The following is a 19,321-nucleotide window of genomic DNA, read 5'->3' on the forward strand; positions in this document are numbered from 1 at the left end:
ATCTCATAAAATAGTATAAAATCCTGAGATTGCTTCGTCAAAACTTACAGTTTTGCCTCGCAATTACGTAGAATTTTCAAACAATTTCTTTAAAGCTTAATTGCTTTTCTATGTTAAATAGTTTAATTTAGGAGAGAAAATAATTAATTAAATCTCTAATATATGAGCGATTTATTCAGCTTTAACAAAGAAAAGAAAAATAAGCTAGTCGATAATAACTATAGTGCAAAAGATATTGAAGTATTAGAGGGGCTTGAGCCTGTTCGTAAAAGACCGGGGATGTATATCGGGGGTACTGATTTAAATGCTATGCATCATTTAGTATCTGAGGTGCTGGATAATGCTATGGATGAGGCAGTCGCCGGCTTTGCAAGTATCATCACGATAACAATGCATCATGATCATAGTATTACTATATTTGATAACGGTCGCGGTATCCCTATTGATAATCATCCTAAATTTCCTGACAAATCAGCTTTAGAAGTAATTTTAACTACTCTTCATTCAGGAGGTAAATTCTCAAATAATGTTTATCATACTGCAGGCGGATTGCATGGTGTTGGAATATCGGTAGTAAATGCTTTATCTAAACATTTAGAAATAAAGGTTTATAAACAAGGTAAATTATATAGCCAAAGTTATTCTAAAGGAGAAAAATTAACTGATTTAATATGTGAAGAAGCATCTAAAAGGCTAAGAGGTACATCAATAAATTTCACTCCTGATCCGGAAATTTTTAGTGAAAAATTACATTTTAATCCTAAAAAGATTTATGAGCTTGCAAGGTCAAAAGCTTATTTATATCGCGGTGTTACTATAGAATGGGCATGCGAAGTAGAAGTACAGTCAGATATACCTAAAAAGGCATTAATAAGTTTCCCAAATGGTTTAAAAGATTATTTAAGTTCAAAAATAACTTTAGATAATTTAGTTATTCCGGGAATTTTTGCAGGTAATATAGAGTCTACGTCGGACAAGATAAAACTTGAATGGGCGATTTGTTGGCAAAATAACGATAGCTCGGCATTTGTTCAATCATATTGTAATACTGTTCCGACTCCTCAAGGAGGAACACATGAGCAAGGACTTAAGTCGGCTATTTTACGTGGGCTTAAAGCATATGGTGAAATGATAGGGAATAAAAAAGCTGCTAATCTAACTATTGAGGATATTTTAGAAACCGCAAGTGTCGTACTTTCTATTTTTATAACTGAGCCGTCTTTTCAAGGACAAACTAAGGAAAAATTAGTATCAAACGGTGTAAGTAAACCGGTCGAGAATATAATAAAAGATCATTTTGACCATTTTCTTAGTAGCGATAAAGCTTTAGCTACTAATTTACTTGAGCATGTAATTAGCATTGCTGAGTTTAGAATCAGTAAGAAAAACGAAAAAAATATTTCCCGTAAAAATGCCACTCAAAAATTACGTTTACCCGGTAAACTTGCCGATTGCACACGCACTTCACCTGAAGGGACGGAATTATTTATTGTAGAAGGTGATTCGGCAGGAGGCTCTGCAAAACAAGCACGTAATAGAGAAACGCAAGCAGTATTACCGCTATGGGGTAAAGTTCTAAATGTTGCGAGTTCTACGCTTGAGAAAATCGTTAATAATCAAGCAATACAAGATTTAGAAATAGCTCTTGCCTGCGGTAGTTTAAAGAATTATAAAAAAGAAAATCTGCGTTACGAAAAAATAATTATTATGACTGATGCAGATGTTGACGGTGCTCATATAGCTTCGTTATTAATGACTTTCTTTTTTTTACGAATGCCGAAATTGGTAGAAGAGGGGCATTTATATCTAGCTAAGCCTCCGCTTTATCGTTTAACGCAGTCTAATAAAACTTATTATGCAGGCGATGAAGAGGAAAAAGCTAAGTTAACGGATAAATTATTAAAAGCTAGTAAAGCTAAAATTGAAGTAGGTAGGTTTAAAGGTCTCGGTGAAATGATGCCTGCACAATTAAAGGAAACTACTATGCATCCGGAAAAAAGATCGCTTTTAAAGGTAACTTTAGCAGATTTTCAAAATGTTGATAAAATAGTAGATGATTTAATGGGTAAAAAGCCGGAAAAAAGATTTCAATTTATTTATGAACAGGCTTTAGTTAAAATGGATAAAATTATTAGTGAGCTGGATATTTAATCGTTATTGCGAGGAGCCGTAGGTGACGCGGCAATCTCGTCAAATATCCTAAGATTACTTCGTAATTTTCCTCGCAATGACGCTTTGCTTAAAAAACACACATATTTGGAGTATTATGTTATTACGTTTAATTATAACACTATTTTTTATTATAAATTCTATTTGTGCATTTGCAGAAGGAGAAAAAGAAACTGAAAATAAAATATCAAATCAGGAAGCTTATAAGCAATTTCAAGACGTATTTGAACGTATCGAAAAGGCTTATGTACAGGTACCCGATAGGCAAAAAATGATAGATGAAGCAATTAACGGTATGTTAAACTCACTTGATCCCCATTCAAGCTATTATACCGATGAGGATTTAGAAGATATTTTGACTTTTACAAAAGGTGAATTCGGCGGAATCGGTGTTGAAATAATGTATGATAGCGGAGCAATTAAGATAATATCGCCTATTGATGATTTGCCGGCTTTTAAAGCAGGGCTTAAAGGTGGGGATTATATAGTAGGCGTGAATGACGAGTTAGTCTCTACGCTTGGTCCTAATAAAGCTATAAAAGAGATGCGTGGTACGCCTGGTACTAAGGTTAAATTGTTGATAATTAAGGAAGAAGAGGCAAAACCGCAAGAGCTAGAGCTTACTCGCGAAATAGTAAAAATCAAGCCGATAAAAGCACATTTAGAAAAAAATAATATTGCATATATACGTATAACTACTTTTAATGAGTCAACAATTTCTGAGCTGAAGGCAGCAGTAAAGAAGTTAAAAACTGAGAGTAAAGATGACCTTAAAGGTATAATTCTAGATTTACGTAATAATGCCGGAGGTATACTCGATCAAGCTATTGCTGTTAGTGATTATTTTATTGATTCCGGTGTAATTGTAACAACAAAAGGTAGAACTACATCAAGTAATAGCGAAATTAAAGCAAATGAGTTTTCGTTAAAAGCTCCCAAAGTACCTATGATAGTTTTAATAAACGGTAATTCTGCCTCTGCCTCGGAAATAGTTGCCGGAGCTTTGCAAGATCATAAAAGAGCAATAATACTTGGCACTAAGTCTTTCGGTAAAGGATCAGTTCAGGCTTTAACGCAAATCAATTCTAGGGCTGCCGTAAAACTGACTATATCTAAATATTACACCCCAAGCGGTCGTTCTATTCAAGCAGAAGGAATAGAGCCTGATATTTTAATTGAGCCGGCGAAAGTTGAGTATCCAGAAGTGAAAAAAATAGATAAGCGTTTTTCTGAGAGTTCTTTAAAAAATTATTTGAAGAATGATAATGAAAAAAACAAAGATAATGCATCTAAAAACAAAGATAGCCAAAAAGAAACAAAAGCCAAAAATAATAAACAAGAAGAGAATGAATTATCGGAATTATACAAAAAAGATTATCAATTTGCTCGTGCTTATGATGTAATTACAGGGTTGATTATTAATAAGAAGCTGGAAACAAAAGAGAGAGTTAAACAAGAAGATAAGTAGAGAGGATAATATCATTCTCGGTTTTGCTGCATGGATAGATTCTTCATCATAAGCTACGGAAAAACTGTAAGTTTTGTACGTACGCGATCTCAGGAACCCTGGTTTATGAGATTGCCACGCTCCTTTTAGTCACTCGCAATGACGATTTGGTATGCGAGCAAGCCTTCTGCAGGGATGACATCAGTTGAGTTAAAAATAACTACTAGGTCTTATAATGAACCATAATAAGTATATAGTAAGATTGTCATTCATTATATTGTTTCTTAATATTGTCATAAATATGATGTTTTATCGTTATTTTATGATAAAAGAAATGATAGTAAAACAAGTGGCTTTGGAACATACTAAAATTGTAGAACTTTACACTGATAATATTTGGAATACTCATCAGAACGTAATCAGTAAATTACACAAATTCGATTATTTAAAACTATTACAAGATCAAGAGTTTATTAATTTTGCAAAGATTACCGCTCAATGGTTCACCAATCTTAATATTAATATTTCTCTCTACGATCTCAAAGGTAATAAATTCATCACTAGTAATATGTTACATATGTATAGTGTAGACAATTATAAAGATGATAGTTTGGTTGAGATAGTTACCGCAAAAATCGATAAATTTTTTTTTAAATCCTTTACTTCAAAAGCTCCGCTTCGAGATGCTTTTGAAGGTATTACAAGTCATATATTATTACCAAGGGTAGTAATAGAAAATGAAAGTGATTTAACCGTGGAAGAGGCTTCTTTTGTTACTAGCTATATCCCTGTTATAAGTAATAATTTAGATTTTCCCGTAGATGCAGTATTTGAGATTAACACTAATATTACCAGCCAGTGGCAAAATATAACCTCTCTTGAGCAAAAGGTTTTTATAACTTTTATCATTATTTTTATAATATTCTGCACTATAATTATTAGTAATACTAACTATGCTAGACAAATCATTGAGGAGCAGCTTGAAACAAATAGAAATTTAAAAGCTCAAATAGTAAAAGTAGAAAAAACCAGCTCTTCAAATACAAAGTTTTTTACTAATATTAGTCATGAATTGCGTACACCGCTTAATGCTATAATAGGCTTTTCAGAAATTCTTATGTCGGAAAGAGATGCAGAAAAAAGTAAAAATTATATTAAAGATATAAATGATGCCGGTAAGCATTTGCTTAGTATGATTAATGATATTTTAGATCTTTCTAAAGCTTCTGCCGATAAATTAAAAGTAGATAGTATAGATCTTGATTTAAATAAATTAATTCGTTCTTCGCTGATACTTGTTAAGACTCGTGCCGATCAAGCCGAAGTGGCTTTAATTAGTAGATTACCGAAAGAGCATGTGGTTATAAAGGCTGATCCAAAAAGGCTAAAACAAGTATTCTTAAATCTTTTATCAAATGCCGTGAAATTTACGAATTCCGGAGGAAGTGTTACTATTGCACTTGAAAAAGATGAGTTAGCAAAATTAGTATATATAAAAGTTATAGATACCGGTATCGGTATTGAGGAAAAAGATATCCCAAAAACTTTATCGGCGTTCGGTCAAATTGATAGTGAGCTTAGTAGAAAATATGAAGGTACCGGTCTTGGGTTGCCGCTTACTAAAAAGCTGGTTGAACTTATGAACGGTAAATTTGATTTGCAAAGTAAGATAAATGAAGGTACCACCATAACAATAACGTTTACATATGACTGTAGTATTGAAATATAAAAAATTGTGTGGAATATTAAAAAAATTTCGGTATTATAAAAAAATTATAAATTTTTAAAAAATATATGAAACTGATTGTCTTATTATTTACTTTTTTATTTTCTATGTTTTCTTTCGGAGAAAGCGAAACTATTAAAGGAACGCCTTTAAAATATGTAGCAAATAATGATTTTGAAAATAGACTAGATGAACAGGAACAAGAAATCAGAAGGCTAATCGGTAAAGTTGAGGTTTTACAGCATAAAATTGATATGCTAACGCAGAACTCAAATATTTCAAATCAAGAAGAAAATACTGAAGTTTTAGAAGCCGGTGATTCAAAAAAACAAGATGTTTTTGATATAGCTTTGCTTAAAGATATGCCGGATAATGCGCCTAAAAAACCTATTGCGGTTAATAAGGATATAGCTCCTGATAAGCAAGCCTACGATTTGGCTCTTGCTGCTTATAAAGATAATAAACTGACTGAAGCAAAAGATAAGTTTAAACATTTTATCCAAAAATATCCTAACAGTTTGCTAATTAGTAATGCTTATTTCTGGTATGGGGAATGCTTTTTTAAACAAAAAGACTATAACGGGGCAGCGGTTAACTATTTAAAAGGCTATAAAGAGTTACCGAAAGGGGCAAAATCTTCCGATGGGTTATTGAAGTTAGCACTTTCCTTAGGCGAACTAAAAAAAACTCAGGAAGCATGTAATATGCTTGCTAAGTTTGATAAGGAATTTCCAACTAATAGAACTGCCGCATCTAAGAAAATGGCAGAAGATGCTAAGATTAAATTTGGCTGTAAAAATAAATAAAAATAATAAAATATGACTGATATTTTGGATGAAGTACTGAGTGATCACAATGAAGAAAAAAGGTTAATTTTTTTCAAAAAGCTTTTACCTATAATAATAATCATTTCTATAATAGCTATTACTATAATGGTTGTTATTAATAATAATAAAGATAAAAGAATTAAAAATAACCAAAAAAACGGAGATATTCTTGTTAAGACTGTTGGTTTGGAAACAACAAAAGATAATGAAGAATTAGCTTTTAATACTTTAGAGAATTTAGTTACTACTAGTAATACTAAAATCAAAGAAATAGCTGCATTAGAACAAGTAGCCATAAAGATTTCAAAAAAACAATATTCAGAAGCGAAAGACCTGCTTAATAAAATTATTGAAAATAAAGAATATTCCGAAATTTCTACTTCTTATGCACGTATTTCATGGTGTAGTCTTGTTATTGATGATCACAATCTAGATATTCAAGATAAAGAGAAATTGACCAAATATTTAAATTATTTTGATGACGAGAAAAAACCTTTTTGGGCTACAGCAACTATTATAAAAGCTATGTGGAATATTAAGAATAATATGAAATCGCAAGCAGAAAAAAATCTAAAAAATTTATTAATTTCAAATAATGTATCTGATCTAATAAAAGATCAGGCTAAAGCATTGCTTGTAAATTTAAATAAATAATAATTCGTACTTAAGGAAAAATATGACAAAAAAAATAGCACTTCTGTTATTACCGTTTATTTTAATTTCATGTAACGGGCTTGGACCAAAAAGGGTAAAAAATATTGTTGAGTTGACTTCTAAATTAGCAATTCAGACTCATGAGCCTATATATTTAGATTCTAATGCAAATATATATGCATTTAATGCAAATATGCTTAAGAATAAACAGTATAGTTTCGCTAGAAGTAAAACGATTACCGAGCCGGTTTTTATAGGCGATATGATTTATGCATTGGATATTAGATCGAATATTTCTGCATTTTCTATAGAGAAAAATAAGATTATTTGGTCTTATAATTTAAGTAGACATAAAAAAGATAATTATATAGGCGGCGGAATTTTACACCATAACGGAAAATTATACGTAACATACGGTTCAAGGTTGTTAGTAGTGCTAGATGCAAAATCAGGTTATGAAATAATTAGAAAAGAACTTCCGGATATTATTAGAATTAAGCCTATTGTGCTCAATGATAATACTGTCTTAGTGCAAACTATTAGTAATCAAACTATTGCTTTAAATGCAGAAACTTTAAAAACCGTATGGGAACATGAAAGCCTAGCGGAAGTTTTGTCGGCTAGTTATTTTATGACGCCGATAGTACAGTATGACAATGTAATAGTAACTTATAATTCCGGGCAAATACTTGCCTTAAATATAACAAACGGTGAAGTAAAATGGAATTTTGAGTTTACAAATCTTAATGATCGTACAGCTATACCAAATTTTGACGAATCAAGTATTTTATGTACTCCCGTTCATGATAATATGAATCTGTATATAGCAACCGGTCTTGGTAAGCTTATTAAGCTTAATGTAGCAACCGGCAGTGTGATTTGGCAGGTAAATGCCGAGGATATTCAATCAATGTCTTTAATCGGTAATAGTCTATTTGTAACAAATAATGCTAGACAAATAGCAGCATTTAATCCTGAAACAGGGAAAGTAAAGTTTGTAGCTGATTTAAATGATGGACAAGATCCTAAGAAACTAAAATCTGCTGCTTTTTTAGTACCTTTTGTTGGAGTTAATAATAACAATAAGCGAAGTTTAAATGTTATTTCCGTTAACGGTGTTTTATATAGTTTTGATGTTGATAATAATGGATTAAACATGATACCTCATGTTGTCAAAATTATAAAAAATATTCATTATTATGGGCTAAGCGCAAATAATAATTTATATTTTTCTACCGATAGAAAAATAATATTCGGAAGTAAATAAATTATATTTAGCTTGACAGATAGCGGGTATTAATGCTATTAAGTATGTTGCTTGATTCTTTAATTTTAAATTCTAATTAAAAAGATACTATTGTGAAAACTTACTCGGCAAAGCCATCGGAAATTGAAAAGAAATGGTGGGTCATAGACGCAAAAAATATTGTACTAGGACGACTCGCTAGCAGAGTTGCTAATATGCTACGTGGTAAGCATAAGCCTAGTTTTACACCTCATTTAGATTGTGGTGATAATATAATCATAATAAATGCGGGGCATGTAAAATTAACAGGTAAAAAAGCAAATCCCAAAGACGGAAAAATATATTACAGATATACAGGATTTCCAGGTGGGATAAAAGATACTACGGCAGGTAAAATCTTAAGTGGTAAACATCCTGAGAGAGTTATTAAAATGGCCGTAAAAAGAATGATTACAAGAAATGCTTTAGGTGCTAAGCAAATGAGTAATTTGTATGTTTATGCAAATGGTGATCATCCTCATATGGCACAGCAACCTACTGTTTATGATTTTGCAAGCCAAAATCCAAAAAATAAAAAGTAATAGAATATGCCCGAGTTAAAAATTAAAACAGAAAAAGTAGAAAAGCAGTTAACTAAAGAACCTTTAGTATTAAAAACTCCTAAAGAAAAAATAGATAATTTAGGCAAGTTTTATGCTACAGGTAAAAGAAAAAATGCTATAGCACGAGTATGGCTTAAAGTAGGAAAAGGAAAAATAGTTGTTAATAAAAAAACAATAGCCCAGTACTTTCCTTCTGAAACTTATGTAAAAACTATCTTAAAGCCGTTTGTCTTAACAAAAACTATTGATCAGTATGATATAATTTGTACTGTTAGAGGTGGAGGAATTTCAGGGCAGAAAGGTGCTATTTTACATGGAATTTCTAAAGCTTTAGATAAATCTGCTCCGGATTTTCATGCTATTTTGCGTAAAGGTGGTCTTTTAACACGTGATTCTAGGGTAGTAGAGCGTAAGAAATACGGACAACGTAAAGCACGTAAGAAAACACAATTCTCTAAACGTTAAGATACAATTTGAGAAGTTGCTAGTCAATTGTTGCATGGATCAATTTTTTATTGTCATCCCGCGACTTGATCGTGGGATCCAGCTTAAAATATTTAAATTAATTAGTATTTTAAGTTATTTTTTGGGATACCGTGGTCAAGCCACGGTATGACACTAAGTACATTTTCCAAGCCATGCAACCGCTTTTATCTAGAATGACACTTCTTAACAAATTATATAAACACTTTTCCCCTGGCGGGGTAGCTCAGCTGGTTAGAGCGACGGAATCATAATCCGTGTGTCGGGGGTTCAAATCCCTCCCTCGCTACCATTCATCCGTCTTTTTGACAGTTCTATAGTAAACTGATTTGAACTTTGTGCTTCGTTGTTCATCCTCTCGTCTATTATATATATAGGCTCTACCTTCGTGCCTGGCACAAAATGGGGGTGAGTTTACTATAGTACTGTTAATAGTCCCATAGTTTTTAATAAAATTTTGTATAAGATAAATATTAGACTTCTTGCATAACCTATTTTATAAAGAGGAATTTGAAGGAGGCACGGAACATAGAACCGGAGCGTAGCCAACAAATCTATGTAAGGATTCGAGTACCAGATCCAAATTACCTTTAGAAAGAGATTATGCCAAGGAGTCTATTTTATATTAGGTTCTGTGAAGATCTCTAAAACGATTTGATTTGCACTAAAAAATATCTCAAAATAAAGTCAATTAGAAATCTTTACAAAGCCTAGCATTTTATGAAATTGATTTTAACAAGTTTAATTTTTATATTTATGAGCTTTCTTCCAATATATGCTAAATCCTTACTTAAAGGGTTTATGTATCTGAAAGATATCGACCCTACAATTATTCAAAATATGCATTATTATTCAGATGAAAATTTTGTTGGTAAAAAGGTAGATGGTTATAAAGCACCGGAAGCAATTTTAACCATATAAGCTGTTAAGGCTCTTAAAGCAGTACAAGCTGAGGTACAAAAAGATGGTTATTCACTGATTATATGCATATAGACCACAAAAAGCTGTACAACATTTTTAAGATGGAGCAAAGATAATATTGATCAAAAAAATAAGGAAAGCTTTTACCCATATACAGATAAGTCTAAATGTTTTATATTAGGTTATATAGCTGAAAGATCTAGTCATAGTAGAGTACTGTAGATTGATCAATAATAAAGCTTCAGAAGGAAGTTAATAATAATTCTGAAGTCATTATTAAGAGAAAGCTGAAAGACGCGCGTGTTATAATCCTCTTTAGATGACAATACGGTAGACATGTATACTTCTTTTGACTTATTTGATGACACTTTACCTCATGATAGTAAATTAATTGATAAGCAATATTTAGCAAAACGTAATTATTTATGTTCTAAGATGCAAAACCATAATTTTAAAGCATGTAAAATTGAGTGGTGGCATTATACAACTTGCAGATGAGCCTTATAAAGATCAATATTTTAACTTTGATATAGAAAAAAAAACTATGACAGTATTAAGTGAGAAAATTTAATAATAAGACATGTTATAATAAACATAAAGTAACATTATGCCAAATTATCATGTTAAATTTTTACCAAATAGAGTTAAGTTAATCGGTTATTTTTGTAGACTTATTTTATTACCAAATTTAATACCAGCTGATTCTAGTGAAAATAGTTATGACCAAAGCCTTGATAGAAATAAGGTATATTCTGTACGTTTAAAACCTTTTTCTAATACCTCTACATATTTTTTAGATGAGCATCCTGATCATACCTTTGTACATATTGCTGATAAAAAATATATTTTATATGGATTGGTTAGAGAGCTAAAATTTGCGTTTGAAGATATAAATTCATGATTTTTAATGCCGGAAACTCAAATTGATACGGTTAATTGGGAAACTGAAACAACAACAAATTACTGTCTAAGTAATTTCATTATAAACTTATTTCATATAAGAGAAGTAAAAGATTTTATTGCTAATATAACTATATCTAATCTAGCAAATGCATTTACTGCACATATAATCAGTGATAATAATTATAACCTAATAAAGAATGATAGTACGTACATATTATATGATTGAATCTAGTTGCGATAAAGATTAGTTTATTGTCTAGAGGAACAAATGAGTGTGCTGTATTTACTTTAGGCAATAATACGGATATTTCATTATTTAGTGCTATAAATGAATTGAAGGTGATAAAGAGGTAAATAGTGCTGTTCTACAAGTACTATATATATAACATTTTTACTGAATTAATGATTCAAATTCTTTTACGACGGCTTGGTAAAGTTTACGTTTAAACGGTATTATAATAGATAAGAGTTCATCAAGTGATGCCCAACGCCATTGGTCAAATTCCGGATTAGAGGTATTTATATTAATATCTTCGTTATTTCCGGTAAACCTAATTAAAAACCAGCGTTGTTGTTGTCCACGAAAATTACCGTTCCACAGTTTAGGTATTAAAAAGCTTGGTACATCATAACTATACCAGAATTTGCTTTCGGCAATAATATATCCTTTATCGCTGCCTATTTCTTCTAACATCTCACGCATTGCTGCAATACTTGGTGTTTCGCCGGGAACTATCCCACCTTGCGGCATTTGCCATGCAGATATTTTTGTATCTATTCTTTTACCGACGAATATATGGTTATCGGCATTTAATATCATCATGCCGACCCCTGGTCTATATGGTAAATCAAAATGTTTTTTGGAAGAATTGCTCATTATTTTTTTACTTTAAAAAATCAATTATAATTTTACTACTTTATTTTTACCCGTTGTTTTAGCTTCATACATAGCTTTGTCAGCACGTTCAATGAAAGATTCTATTGATTCTTCTTTTTTATATTTCGTAACTCCGATTGAAATAGTTGTTTTTAAAGGTTCAATTTGATCTTCAATGTGAAAATTCATATATTCTATTTTAACTCTAACTCTCTCCGCAGTTTCAATTGCTTTAGAAATATCTATATCCGTTAAGAGTATAGTAAATTCTTCACCGCCGAATCTTGCTATTAAGTCTGTTACTCTGAGAGTATTCTTCAAAATACGGGATACAATTGTTAAAACCTTATCGCCTGCTTGATGACCGTAAGTATCGTTTACATGTTTAAAATTGTCGATATCGCACATAAGTAAATATAATTTAATACTTTCTTTATTAGTTTTCTCAATAATTTGTTTGAGATGTATATCGAAATAGCGACGATTAAATAAGCCGGTTAGACCGTCTTTAACTGCTAAATTGACACTTTGTTCAAGATCATTACGTAAATTATCTTGATATTGCTTACGTCTTAATTGTGTTCTAATTCTAGCAAGCAATTCGCTTTCCTCTATAGGATAAACGAAATAATCATTAATACCGAGTTCAATACCTTTCACAACCAAAGGCATACCGTCTTCATCAATTTGTAAAATTATTACTACGCCGTTTATTTCTGCTTTACCTCTTAAAATAACACTGATCCTCAAAGGATCGTCATTTTCGAGCGTACTACTGATAATTACTAAATCGGGGGTATATTCATTTATAATATCTAATTCATCGGAATTACTTATTACCTTTACGTTTTGGGTAAGCTTAAGTAACATTTTTTTTATATTTTTAGCTTGTACCACATCATCATTAATTAGTAATATTTTTTTATTTGCAAAAGTGTCATGCATTGCGATATTTGTTACGCCTAATAATGCATTAGTGCTATTACGAAGCTTTAACTCATCAATTAAGCTTTTCATTCTAGATAGCGATTTAAGTCTTACAAATAGAGCAGTATCGTTAATCGGCTTTGTTAAAAACTCATCAGCTCCTGCCTCAAGACCTTTAACTCGATCATCAATATCGGAAAGTGCAGTTACCATTACAACCGGTATATGAGTAGTTTCCGGATCGGTTTTTATCGTTTTACATACTTCACATCCATCCATTTCCGGCATCATAACATCAAGTAGTATAATATCAATTTTTTCTTTTTTAAGAATTGCTAGTGCTTCTTTACCGCTATTTGCAGTAAGAACCGTATAATACTCTTTTAAAAGTTTGGCTGTTAGTAACTTAATATTGGGTTCTATATCATCTACTACTAATATTGTGGTCATAAGATTAAATTCTTGTTTTTAAAGGAAATAATTTGTATATTTATACTTTAATTTTAAGTCTTAAATGTAAGATATATGAAAATTTCAGCAAATTCAATTAGAACAGGTAATATATTAGTGTATAATAATGATTTATGGGTTGTCAGCAAAACACCGGAACATACTCAACCCGGGAAAGGTGGAGCTTATGTACAAGTTGAGATGAAAAATTTAAAAACAGGGACAAAGCGTAACGAAAGATTCAGTTCTGCCAATTATTTAGAAAAAGCTGAACTTGAACAAAAAGATTATCAATTTTTATATTTTGAAGGTGATGATTTGGTATTAATGGATACCAAACATTTTGATCAAATAAATATTTCCAAGGAAATGTTAGAAGAAAAATTATCTTTCTTAACTGAAAATATGATTGTTAAAGTCGAATTTTATAATGACAAGCCTTTAAATATTGAGCTTCCTCCAACTGTTATACTTGAAATTAGTGAAACTGATCCGGTAATAAAAGGAGCAACCGCTACCGCTTCTTATAAACCAGCAATTTTAGAAAACGGTATTAAAGTTAAGGTCCCGCAATATTTAGAAATAGGAGAAAAAATTGTGGTTAAAACTGATGATATGACATATGTCGAGCGAGCGAAGTAAGCTGTTTTATTGAACTATGGATACCACCCCGTCATTGCGAGCAGCCGTAGGCTGCGTGGCAATCTCGTCAAATATCCTGAGATTGCTTAGTCAAAACTTACAGTTTTTCCTCGCAATGACGACTTTCAGCATCCACTCAGGCAATGCTTTTAGCTAGGAATGGTATCAATTTTTTAAAGCCATACGACATAATTTCTAAAACTAATAATTAAAAATATCAAATGCAACCTATAACTAATTTATTAATTAATGCCCTGCGTAAAGCTGTTAAGTTTTTGCATAGAGATTTTTTAGAACTTGAAATGCTACAAAAAAACTCTGTAAGAAATGAAGAATTTTGTAAGCGATCTTATTTAAAATTAAAAACTTTATTATGTGAAGAATTACAAAAATATACACAATATTTATTTTTTCCGGAGGATAAATTCGATTTAAATAATAATTATGAGAGTGTTTTTTTAATTAATCCTATAGATAGTCCAAATAATTTCGCCAGAAGCATACCTTTTTTTGCGATATCCGTAACTTATTTCAAAAGGAATCAAGAAGTTTTAATTCCTACTTCTACAGTAATATATTTTCCTGCTCTTAATGAAATTTATTATGCTGAAAAAGGTAAGGGAGCTTGGATAGAAAAAAATAATTTAAACTCTAATTATCAAGGATTAAGACTTAGAGTTTCCGATAATGCTGATTTAAAAAACTGTTTAGCAATTATTGAAGGTGTAAATCATAATGATTTGGAGGAGATAGAGGTAGATAATATTAGATCTTTTGGTTCTCTTTGCTATGGGGCTACGCTTGTAGCGTCAGGTAAAGCGGATTTAATATGTTTATCATTATTAAATTTTACATTATATTATGCATTTGAGCTTTTTATTAAGGAAGCAGGCGGGATAATTATAGATTCTAGCGATAAATTTCTATATTCAAATCGTTATATTGCTAAAAAACTTAAAAAATATTAGACAAGAAATTATTTTAGATTTGCATTTTTATTGTTATAATAATATTAATATAATTATTAATTCATAAAGTTATGGCACATTATAAAGAGTTTGAATTTGACTGCGATTTTAGTGGACAAAGAGCCAAGTTTAAGTTTTATATAGGTACGCCTCAAGAAGGGCATCATCCGCTACAATTTCAAGCAAAATGGTTATCTGATGAAAGAGGCGGTACTATTCCTGATGATGTTATGAAAGCAATATCACAGCTAAATGATCTTGCTAAAAAAAACGGTGTTCCACTCCCGGATTTATGCGTATATGCTCTTGGTTCTGCGCAAGAAGTCCAAGCTACTCCTCAAGACGAAGATGAAAACGAGAGTGAGAACCAAGAGGATAAAGCAGAGCAGGCATAGTTAAAAATAATAAGGAGATTCATAGAGATTAAAATGAAACAATATAATGATTTATTTAAAATTATTCACCGCGAAGGATATATATTTATTGCTAGCTTTGCATTAGTAAGTTTTTTATTAGCATCATTTAATGAAAAACTTGGCTGTATTGGATGTATTGCTACTGCTTGGTGTATTTATTTTTTCCGTAATCCTGATCGCTTTGTGCCTATAAGTGATGATCTGGTAATAAGTCCTGCAGATGGAATAATTCAAGAAATTAAGGAAGCATTGCCGCCTCCGGAATTAGGACTTGGTGATGTGGAAATGATTAGAGTTAGTATTTTTCTAAATATTTTTAATGTCCATGTTAATAGAATCCCGGCAAACGGAAAAATTTTAGCACTTCATTATAATCCAGGAAAATTTTTTAATGCTTCACTCGATAAAGCTAGTATTTATAATGAGCGTCAATCAGTATTAATGGAAACTGCTCAAGGTCAGAAAATTGTTTTTGTTCAAATAGCCGGACTTATAGCAAGGCGTATAGTTTGTGATTTAGAAGAGGGTAATGAAGTTAAAACGGGCGAGCGATACGGTATAATTCGTTTCGGTAGCAGAGTAGATGTTTATTTACCGTTGAAAACAGCTTTATTAGTGAGTAAAGGGCAGACTGCTATAGGCGGTGAAACTATCATTGCTGATTTTGGACGTAAAAAGACAACAGAATTTAAGTTTGAGAGGAAGTAGCCTCATCACTTTAAAACCGTCATTGCGAGCAGCTGTAGGCATGGTTTGTTTATGTCATTCCCGCGTAGGCGGGAGGGAATCCAGTGAAACGTATAAAAAACAAGTTTTTTATCTGTTTATTTTATCAAATATATAATTTTGTACCAATTAAGATTATTTTTTTCTGGATTCCTGCTTTTGCAGGAAGTGAGATATTGACAGCCATGCAACCACACTGTTTTTTCCTTGCAATGACGTGATAAATACATTTTGGGTATAAAAATTGTTAAAAATTCGTAAATCTATAATAACTAAGCCTGTACCTCTAATAAAATTAATTCCCAACTTTATTACGTTGCTTGGTTTAGTAACCGGTATGAGTTCTATAAAATTTGCTTTGGATAGCAGATGGGAACTTGCGGTATATTGCATTATAGTAGCGGCAATTATTGACGGTATCGACGGTAGAATAGCAAGGATGCTAAATTCAGCTAGTCCATTTGGTGCAGAGCTTGATTCATTATGCGATTTTGCTAATTTCGGTATAGCTCCTGCCTATCTGATATATTTATGGTCTTTTCAACAATATGAGTATAAGGTATTTTCATCAGCGGTAATGTTATTATTTATAGTGTGTATGGCACTACGTTTAGCTCGCTTTAACGTTGGTATTTATCAACCGAAACAAGATAAAACTGACTATTTTTTTACCGGTGTACCTGCCCCATGCGGTGCTTTACTTGCTTTAATGCCTGTAATGATAGATTTTGAAATCGGTACGTTATTAAATATCAATACCCGTACTCATACTATAACAATTAATATATATTTGGCTATTATAGCTTTTCTACTTGCTAGTAGGCTTCCTACAATCTCAACAAAAAATTTGAGTATTAAACCTGAATATTTATCGCTTGCAATGATTTTAGTTGCTATTGTTATTATAAATCTTATCATATATCCATGGTATTCACTGCCGTTAATTGCAGTTATATATATTCTTTCTATACCAATTTGTTATTTTTTTAAACATAGAGGGTATTGGTAAAGTTAATTATGCCGAGTGTATTACAACAAGCTATCGACAAATATAAACATCATCCATTTACTAAATATGTAATTATTATAGCCTTAATCATATTTATTTATTTGGGATGTAGAATTTATGTTTGGGCAAATACACAATCTACGGATAATGCTTACATAGATGCAGATATTTCAAATGTTAGTGCTGAAGTTAGCGGTGTTTTAACAAAGTTATTTGTTACCGATAATACTAAAGTTAATAAAGGCGATCTGATAGGTGAAATTGACGATAGAGATTATAAGGCAAAGCTTGCAGCACTTGAAGCATCTATTGAAGCTTGCATAAAAAATATAGAAATTATAGAGCAAAAAATCTCAATAGGGCAGATTAGCCTAGAGCAAGCAGCTGAAAAATTAAAGCTTAATAAAATAAGCTTTGATATTGTTGCAACAGATTTTCTGAGAGTGCAGGAGTTAAATAAGGCAAAATTTGCTAGCTCTAAAACGTTAGATGATTCTAAAAACGCATATCAAAAAGCCAAAACGGATTATAAACAAGCACAGTTAGATTTAGATATATCTAAGCAACATTTACAGCTTCTTGAGCTTGAAAAAGCAGCAGAACAGGAAAAACTTAAAGAGCTAACAGAAAATAAAAAAGTAACCTTAAGGAGCTTACAAAATACTAAACTTATTGCTATGGTACCCGGTATATTCGGTAATAGTAGTTTAGAAGTCGGAAATTACATAGTACCGGGTAGGGTGTTGTTTTCTATAGTTCAAGATAATACTATGTATATTCAGGCTAATTTTAAAGAAACACAAATTCAGAAATTTAAGTCCGGTATGAAAGTCAAAATTGAATTTGATGCTTTGCCTAAAAAGGTAATTTACGGGAAGATTCGTAATATTGCTCCTGCGACCGGCTCTAAATTTAGCTTAATCCCACCAGATCATGCTACCGGTAATTTTACTAAAAGCGTACAACGTGTACCTGTTTTAATAGATTTTGAATCCCCAAATGCTAATCTAGTCCCCGGCATGTCAGCAATCGTATCCATTAGAACGGATCAAAGTACGTAATTTTTGTTAAAAAATAGTAATAATTATTCTATTAAAAGTACATATTCTAGTATTATTTACTGATTACTTAAAAAGCTATATAATATGAGTAATACCAAAAGTAATAATTAATATGCAAAGATATTTAGATCCCACTAATTGATAGTGTATTAAAAAAAATCTTTCGTGATTTAGAGAGGTTCAAGGAATTGATCAATGCAGTTCTTGAACTACCTGAGGGGCTTAGAATTAAAGCAATAGAATTTATACCTGTAGAGCAAGTACCTATGCTCGATAAAGGGAACAAAAAGCATATTTGATTTAAAGGTTAAAGATGAAGCCGGTAGCTGGTATATAATCGAGCTTACAACTTACACAAGGAATAAAGCATAAAGATTTATTACCGAAACAAATAAGCAATATTTATTTGATTTTTCCTATGTATTTATTTATAGAGCTTAAAATTTTGATAAAGATAAGCTTGAAACTACTATAGATGAGTGGCTACATTTATTTAAGTGTGCAGAAACAGAAACCAGCCCACCTGCAAATATAAAGAGCGAGAAGGTATTAGATGCATACAATATAATAGAAATGCATAACCTCACCGCCGAAGAATATGATGCCTATATAAGAGCGAAATTAATGGAAGATGCCGAGGAAATAGCTTTAGGAAGAACAGTGTGAAAAAGGGAAAGAAAGAAGCATAGAAATAGTAAAGAACTTGTGACTTAAAGATATAGATGTCACAATATAATAGCAGATTCAACAGGGCTAACTATAGCAGAAATAGAAGAGTTAAAAGCAAAAATAGACAATTCTGAAACTAGTTGATTAATTATTTGTTCTTTAACTCTGCTAATTCTTTCTTGAGTTTTATTACTAAAGTTTGTAATTTTTCAAATTCTTCGCGAGTGACATAATTACCTTTAAGTATTTTATCCTCAATTATGCCACAGCTTTTATCCGTTATACTATTTAAGGCTTTTTGTGCTACGCTGCTAGCTCCAACGGCTACTTTTAAAATATTATTTGTTTTCATAGTACCTCTATCGATAAAGCATGCAAGCCGCTATTAAATTCATCGGCAAGTAAGTTATTAATAGTGCGATGATTGGCAATTAGGCTTTTCCCCTGTAATGTTTTTGCAGAAATTCTTATTTTTATATGGCTGTGAATTCCGTTATAATGACTAGCATGTTTATAGCTTTCATCTATTATTTCTTGAAAATGTGGTTTTAACACACTTAATTTTTCTTGTATCACTTCTATGCGGTTCATATTTTTA

Annotated in this window: 22 protein-coding genes, 1 tRNA gene and 1 pseudogene; 20 read left to right on the top strand and 4 right to left on the bottom strand. The window is 31.4% G+C overall.

Translation table 11 applies throughout. The features are described 5' to 3' along the window. The first annotated feature begins 162 nt into the window (after window positions 1-162). From parE to RAF_RS01665, 13 genes are all read left to right on the top strand, one after another. Entirely contained in the window at window positions 163-2,151 is a 1,989-nt protein-coding gene (parE, locus tag RAF_RS01605; protein ID WP_012719491.1) for a DNA topoisomerase IV subunit B, read from the top strand. A 115-nt stretch (window positions 2,152-2,266) separates the two neighbouring features. Next, on the top strand, window positions 2,267-3,637 hold the full coding sequence (locus tag RAF_RS01610; RefSeq protein WP_012719492.1) for a S41 family peptidase: 1,371 nt from the start codon (window positions 2,267-2,269) through the stop codon (window positions 3,635-3,637). 214 nt (window positions 3,638-3,851) lie between these two features. Continuing rightward, on the top strand, window positions 3,852-5,345 hold the full coding sequence (locus tag RAF_RS01615) for a sensor histidine kinase (protein ID WP_012719493.1): 1,494 nt from the start codon (window positions 3,852-3,854) through the stop codon (window positions 5,343-5,345). 65 nt (window positions 5,346-5,410) lie between these two features. Continuing rightward, window positions 5,411-6,148: a tol-pal system protein YbgF gene (gene ybgF / locus RAF_RS01620; protein ID WP_012719494.1), complete on the top strand. Its 738-nt coding sequence runs from the start codon at window positions 5,411-5,413 to the stop codon at window positions 6,146-6,148. Window positions 6,149-6,160: 12 nt separating this feature from the next. Continuing rightward, window positions 6,161-6,823 carry a DUF2659 family protein gene (locus RAF_RS01625; RefSeq protein WP_012719495.1) on the top strand — a complete coding sequence of 221 codons (663 nt, stop codon included), beginning with the start codon at window positions 6,161-6,163 and terminating at the stop codon, window positions 6,821-6,823. Window positions 6,824-6,845: 22 nt separating this feature from the next. Further along, on the top strand, window positions 6,846-8,090 hold the full coding sequence (locus RAF_RS01630; protein WP_012719496.1) for an outer membrane protein assembly factor BamB: 1,245 nt from the start codon (window positions 6,846-6,848) through the stop codon (window positions 8,088-8,090). A 92-nt stretch (window positions 8,091-8,182) separates the two neighbouring features. Next, a complete protein-coding gene (rplM, locus tag RAF_RS01635) occupies window positions 8,183-8,650 on the top strand; it encodes a 50S ribosomal protein L13 (protein WP_012719497.1) in 468 nt (155 codons plus the stop codon). 6 nt (window positions 8,651-8,656) lie between these two features. Continuing rightward, window positions 8,657-9,136, top strand: coding sequence for a 30S ribosomal protein S9 (gene rpsI, locus RAF_RS01640; protein ID WP_004996371.1), 480 nt, complete (start codon window positions 8,657-8,659; stop codon window positions 9,134-9,136). Window positions 9,137-9,369: 233 nt separating this feature from the next. Then, window positions 9,370-9,446, top strand: a tRNA-Met gene (locus RAF_RS01645). 428 nt (window positions 9,447-9,874) lie between these two features. Beyond that, window positions 9,875-10,075: a hypothetical protein gene (locus RAF_RS01650; RefSeq protein ID WP_010976975.1), complete on the top strand. Its 201-nt coding sequence runs from the start codon at window positions 9,875-9,877 to the stop codon at window positions 10,073-10,075. 336 nt (window positions 10,076-10,411) lie between these two features. Then, the gene (locus RAF_RS01655) at window positions 10,412-10,573 is read left to right on the top strand and encodes a M15 family metallopeptidase (RefSeq protein ID WP_041471823.1); all 162 of its coding nucleotides are present in this window, start codon (window positions 10,412-10,414) and stop codon (window positions 10,571-10,573) included. Window positions 10,574-10,682: 109 nt separating this feature from the next. Beyond that, window positions 10,683-10,976, top strand: coding sequence for a hypothetical protein (locus RAF_RS01660; protein WP_012719498.1), 294 nt, complete (start codon window positions 10,683-10,685; stop codon window positions 10,974-10,976). A gap of 6 nt (window positions 10,977-10,982) precedes the next feature. Then, complete coding sequence (locus tag RAF_RS01665) at window positions 10,983-11,204, top strand: hypothetical protein (RefSeq protein ID WP_041471824.1); 222 nt, start codon at window positions 10,983-10,985, stop codon at window positions 11,202-11,204. Window positions 11,205-11,369: 165 nt separating this feature from the next. Here the strand turns inward: RAF_RS01665 and RAF_RS01670 are convergent, their stop codons facing one another. Both RAF_RS01670 and RAF_RS01675 read right to left on the bottom strand, forming a co-directional pair. Continuing rightward, entirely contained in the window at window positions 11,370-11,855 is a 486-nt protein-coding gene (locus RAF_RS01670; protein WP_012719499.1) for an RNA pyrophosphohydrolase, read from the bottom strand. Between the two features lie 24 nt (window positions 11,856-11,879). After that, a complete protein-coding gene (locus RAF_RS01675; protein ID WP_012719500.1) occupies window positions 11,880-13,232 on the bottom strand; it encodes a PleD family two-component system response regulator in 1,353 nt (450 codons plus the stop codon). Window positions 13,233-13,307: 75 nt separating this feature from the next. On the opposite strand from RAF_RS01675, the gene efp reads away from it, so the two are divergent. The 7 genes and pseudogenes from efp to RAF_RS10510 all read left to right on the top strand — a co-directional run bounded on the left by efp (window position 13,308) and on the right by RAF_RS10510 (window position 18,353). Continuing rightward, window positions 13,308-13,874, top strand: a complete 567-nt coding sequence (gene efp / locus RAF_RS01680) for an elongation factor P (protein WP_012719501.1) — start codon at window positions 13,308-13,310, stop codon at window positions 13,872-13,874. 221 nt (window positions 13,875-14,095) lie between these two features. After that, window positions 14,096-14,842, top strand: a complete 747-nt coding sequence (locus tag RAF_RS01685) for an inositol monophosphatase family protein (protein ID WP_012719502.1) — start codon at window positions 14,096-14,098, stop codon at window positions 14,840-14,842. A 71-nt stretch (window positions 14,843-14,913) separates the two neighbouring features. Next, window positions 14,914-15,237: a DUF2610 domain-containing protein gene (locus tag RAF_RS01690; RefSeq protein ID WP_010976982.1), complete on the top strand. Its 324-nt coding sequence runs from the start codon at window positions 14,914-14,916 to the stop codon at window positions 15,235-15,237. A gap of 33 nt (window positions 15,238-15,270) precedes the next feature. Further along, window positions 15,271-15,966, top strand: a complete 696-nt coding sequence (locus RAF_RS01695) for a phosphatidylserine decarboxylase (RefSeq protein WP_004996349.1) — start codon at window positions 15,271-15,273, stop codon at window positions 15,964-15,966. Between the two features lie 262 nt (window positions 15,967-16,228). Further along, window positions 16,229-16,993 (top strand): CDP-alcohol phosphatidyltransferase family protein, encoded by a 765-nt coding sequence (locus RAF_RS01700; RefSeq protein ID WP_012719503.1) that lies wholly within the window; start codon window positions 16,229-16,231, stop codon window positions 16,991-16,993. Window positions 16,994-17,001: 8 nt separating this feature from the next. Then, window positions 17,002-18,054: an HlyD family secretion protein gene (locus RAF_RS01705; RefSeq protein WP_012719504.1), complete on the top strand. Its 1,053-nt coding sequence runs from the start codon at window positions 17,002-17,004 to the stop codon at window positions 18,052-18,054. Between the two features lie 112 nt (window positions 18,055-18,166). Continuing rightward, window positions 18,167-18,353, top strand: a pseudogene (locus tag RAF_RS10510) (hypothetical protein). A gap of 518 nt (window positions 18,354-18,871) precedes the next feature. On the opposite strand, the gene RAF_RS01710 reads toward RAF_RS10510, so the two are convergent. After that, window positions 18,872-19,075 (bottom strand): hypothetical protein, encoded by a 204-nt coding sequence (locus RAF_RS01710; protein ID WP_012719505.1) that lies wholly within the window; start codon window positions 19,073-19,075, stop codon window positions 18,872-18,874. Continuing rightward, window positions 19,072-19,314, bottom strand: a complete 243-nt coding sequence (locus RAF_RS01715) for a BolA family protein (RefSeq protein WP_012719506.1) — start codon at window positions 19,312-19,314, stop codon at window positions 19,072-19,074. Before RAF_RS01715 ends, RAF_RS01710 begins: the two co-directional genes overlap by 4 nt. Window positions 19,315-19,321: the final 7 nt, after the last annotated feature.

The sequence above is a fragment of the Rickettsia africae ESF-5 genome (genome assembly GCF_000023005.1).
Classification (GTDB): domain Bacteria; phylum Pseudomonadota; class Alphaproteobacteria; order Rickettsiales; family Rickettsiaceae; genus Rickettsia; species Rickettsia rickettsii.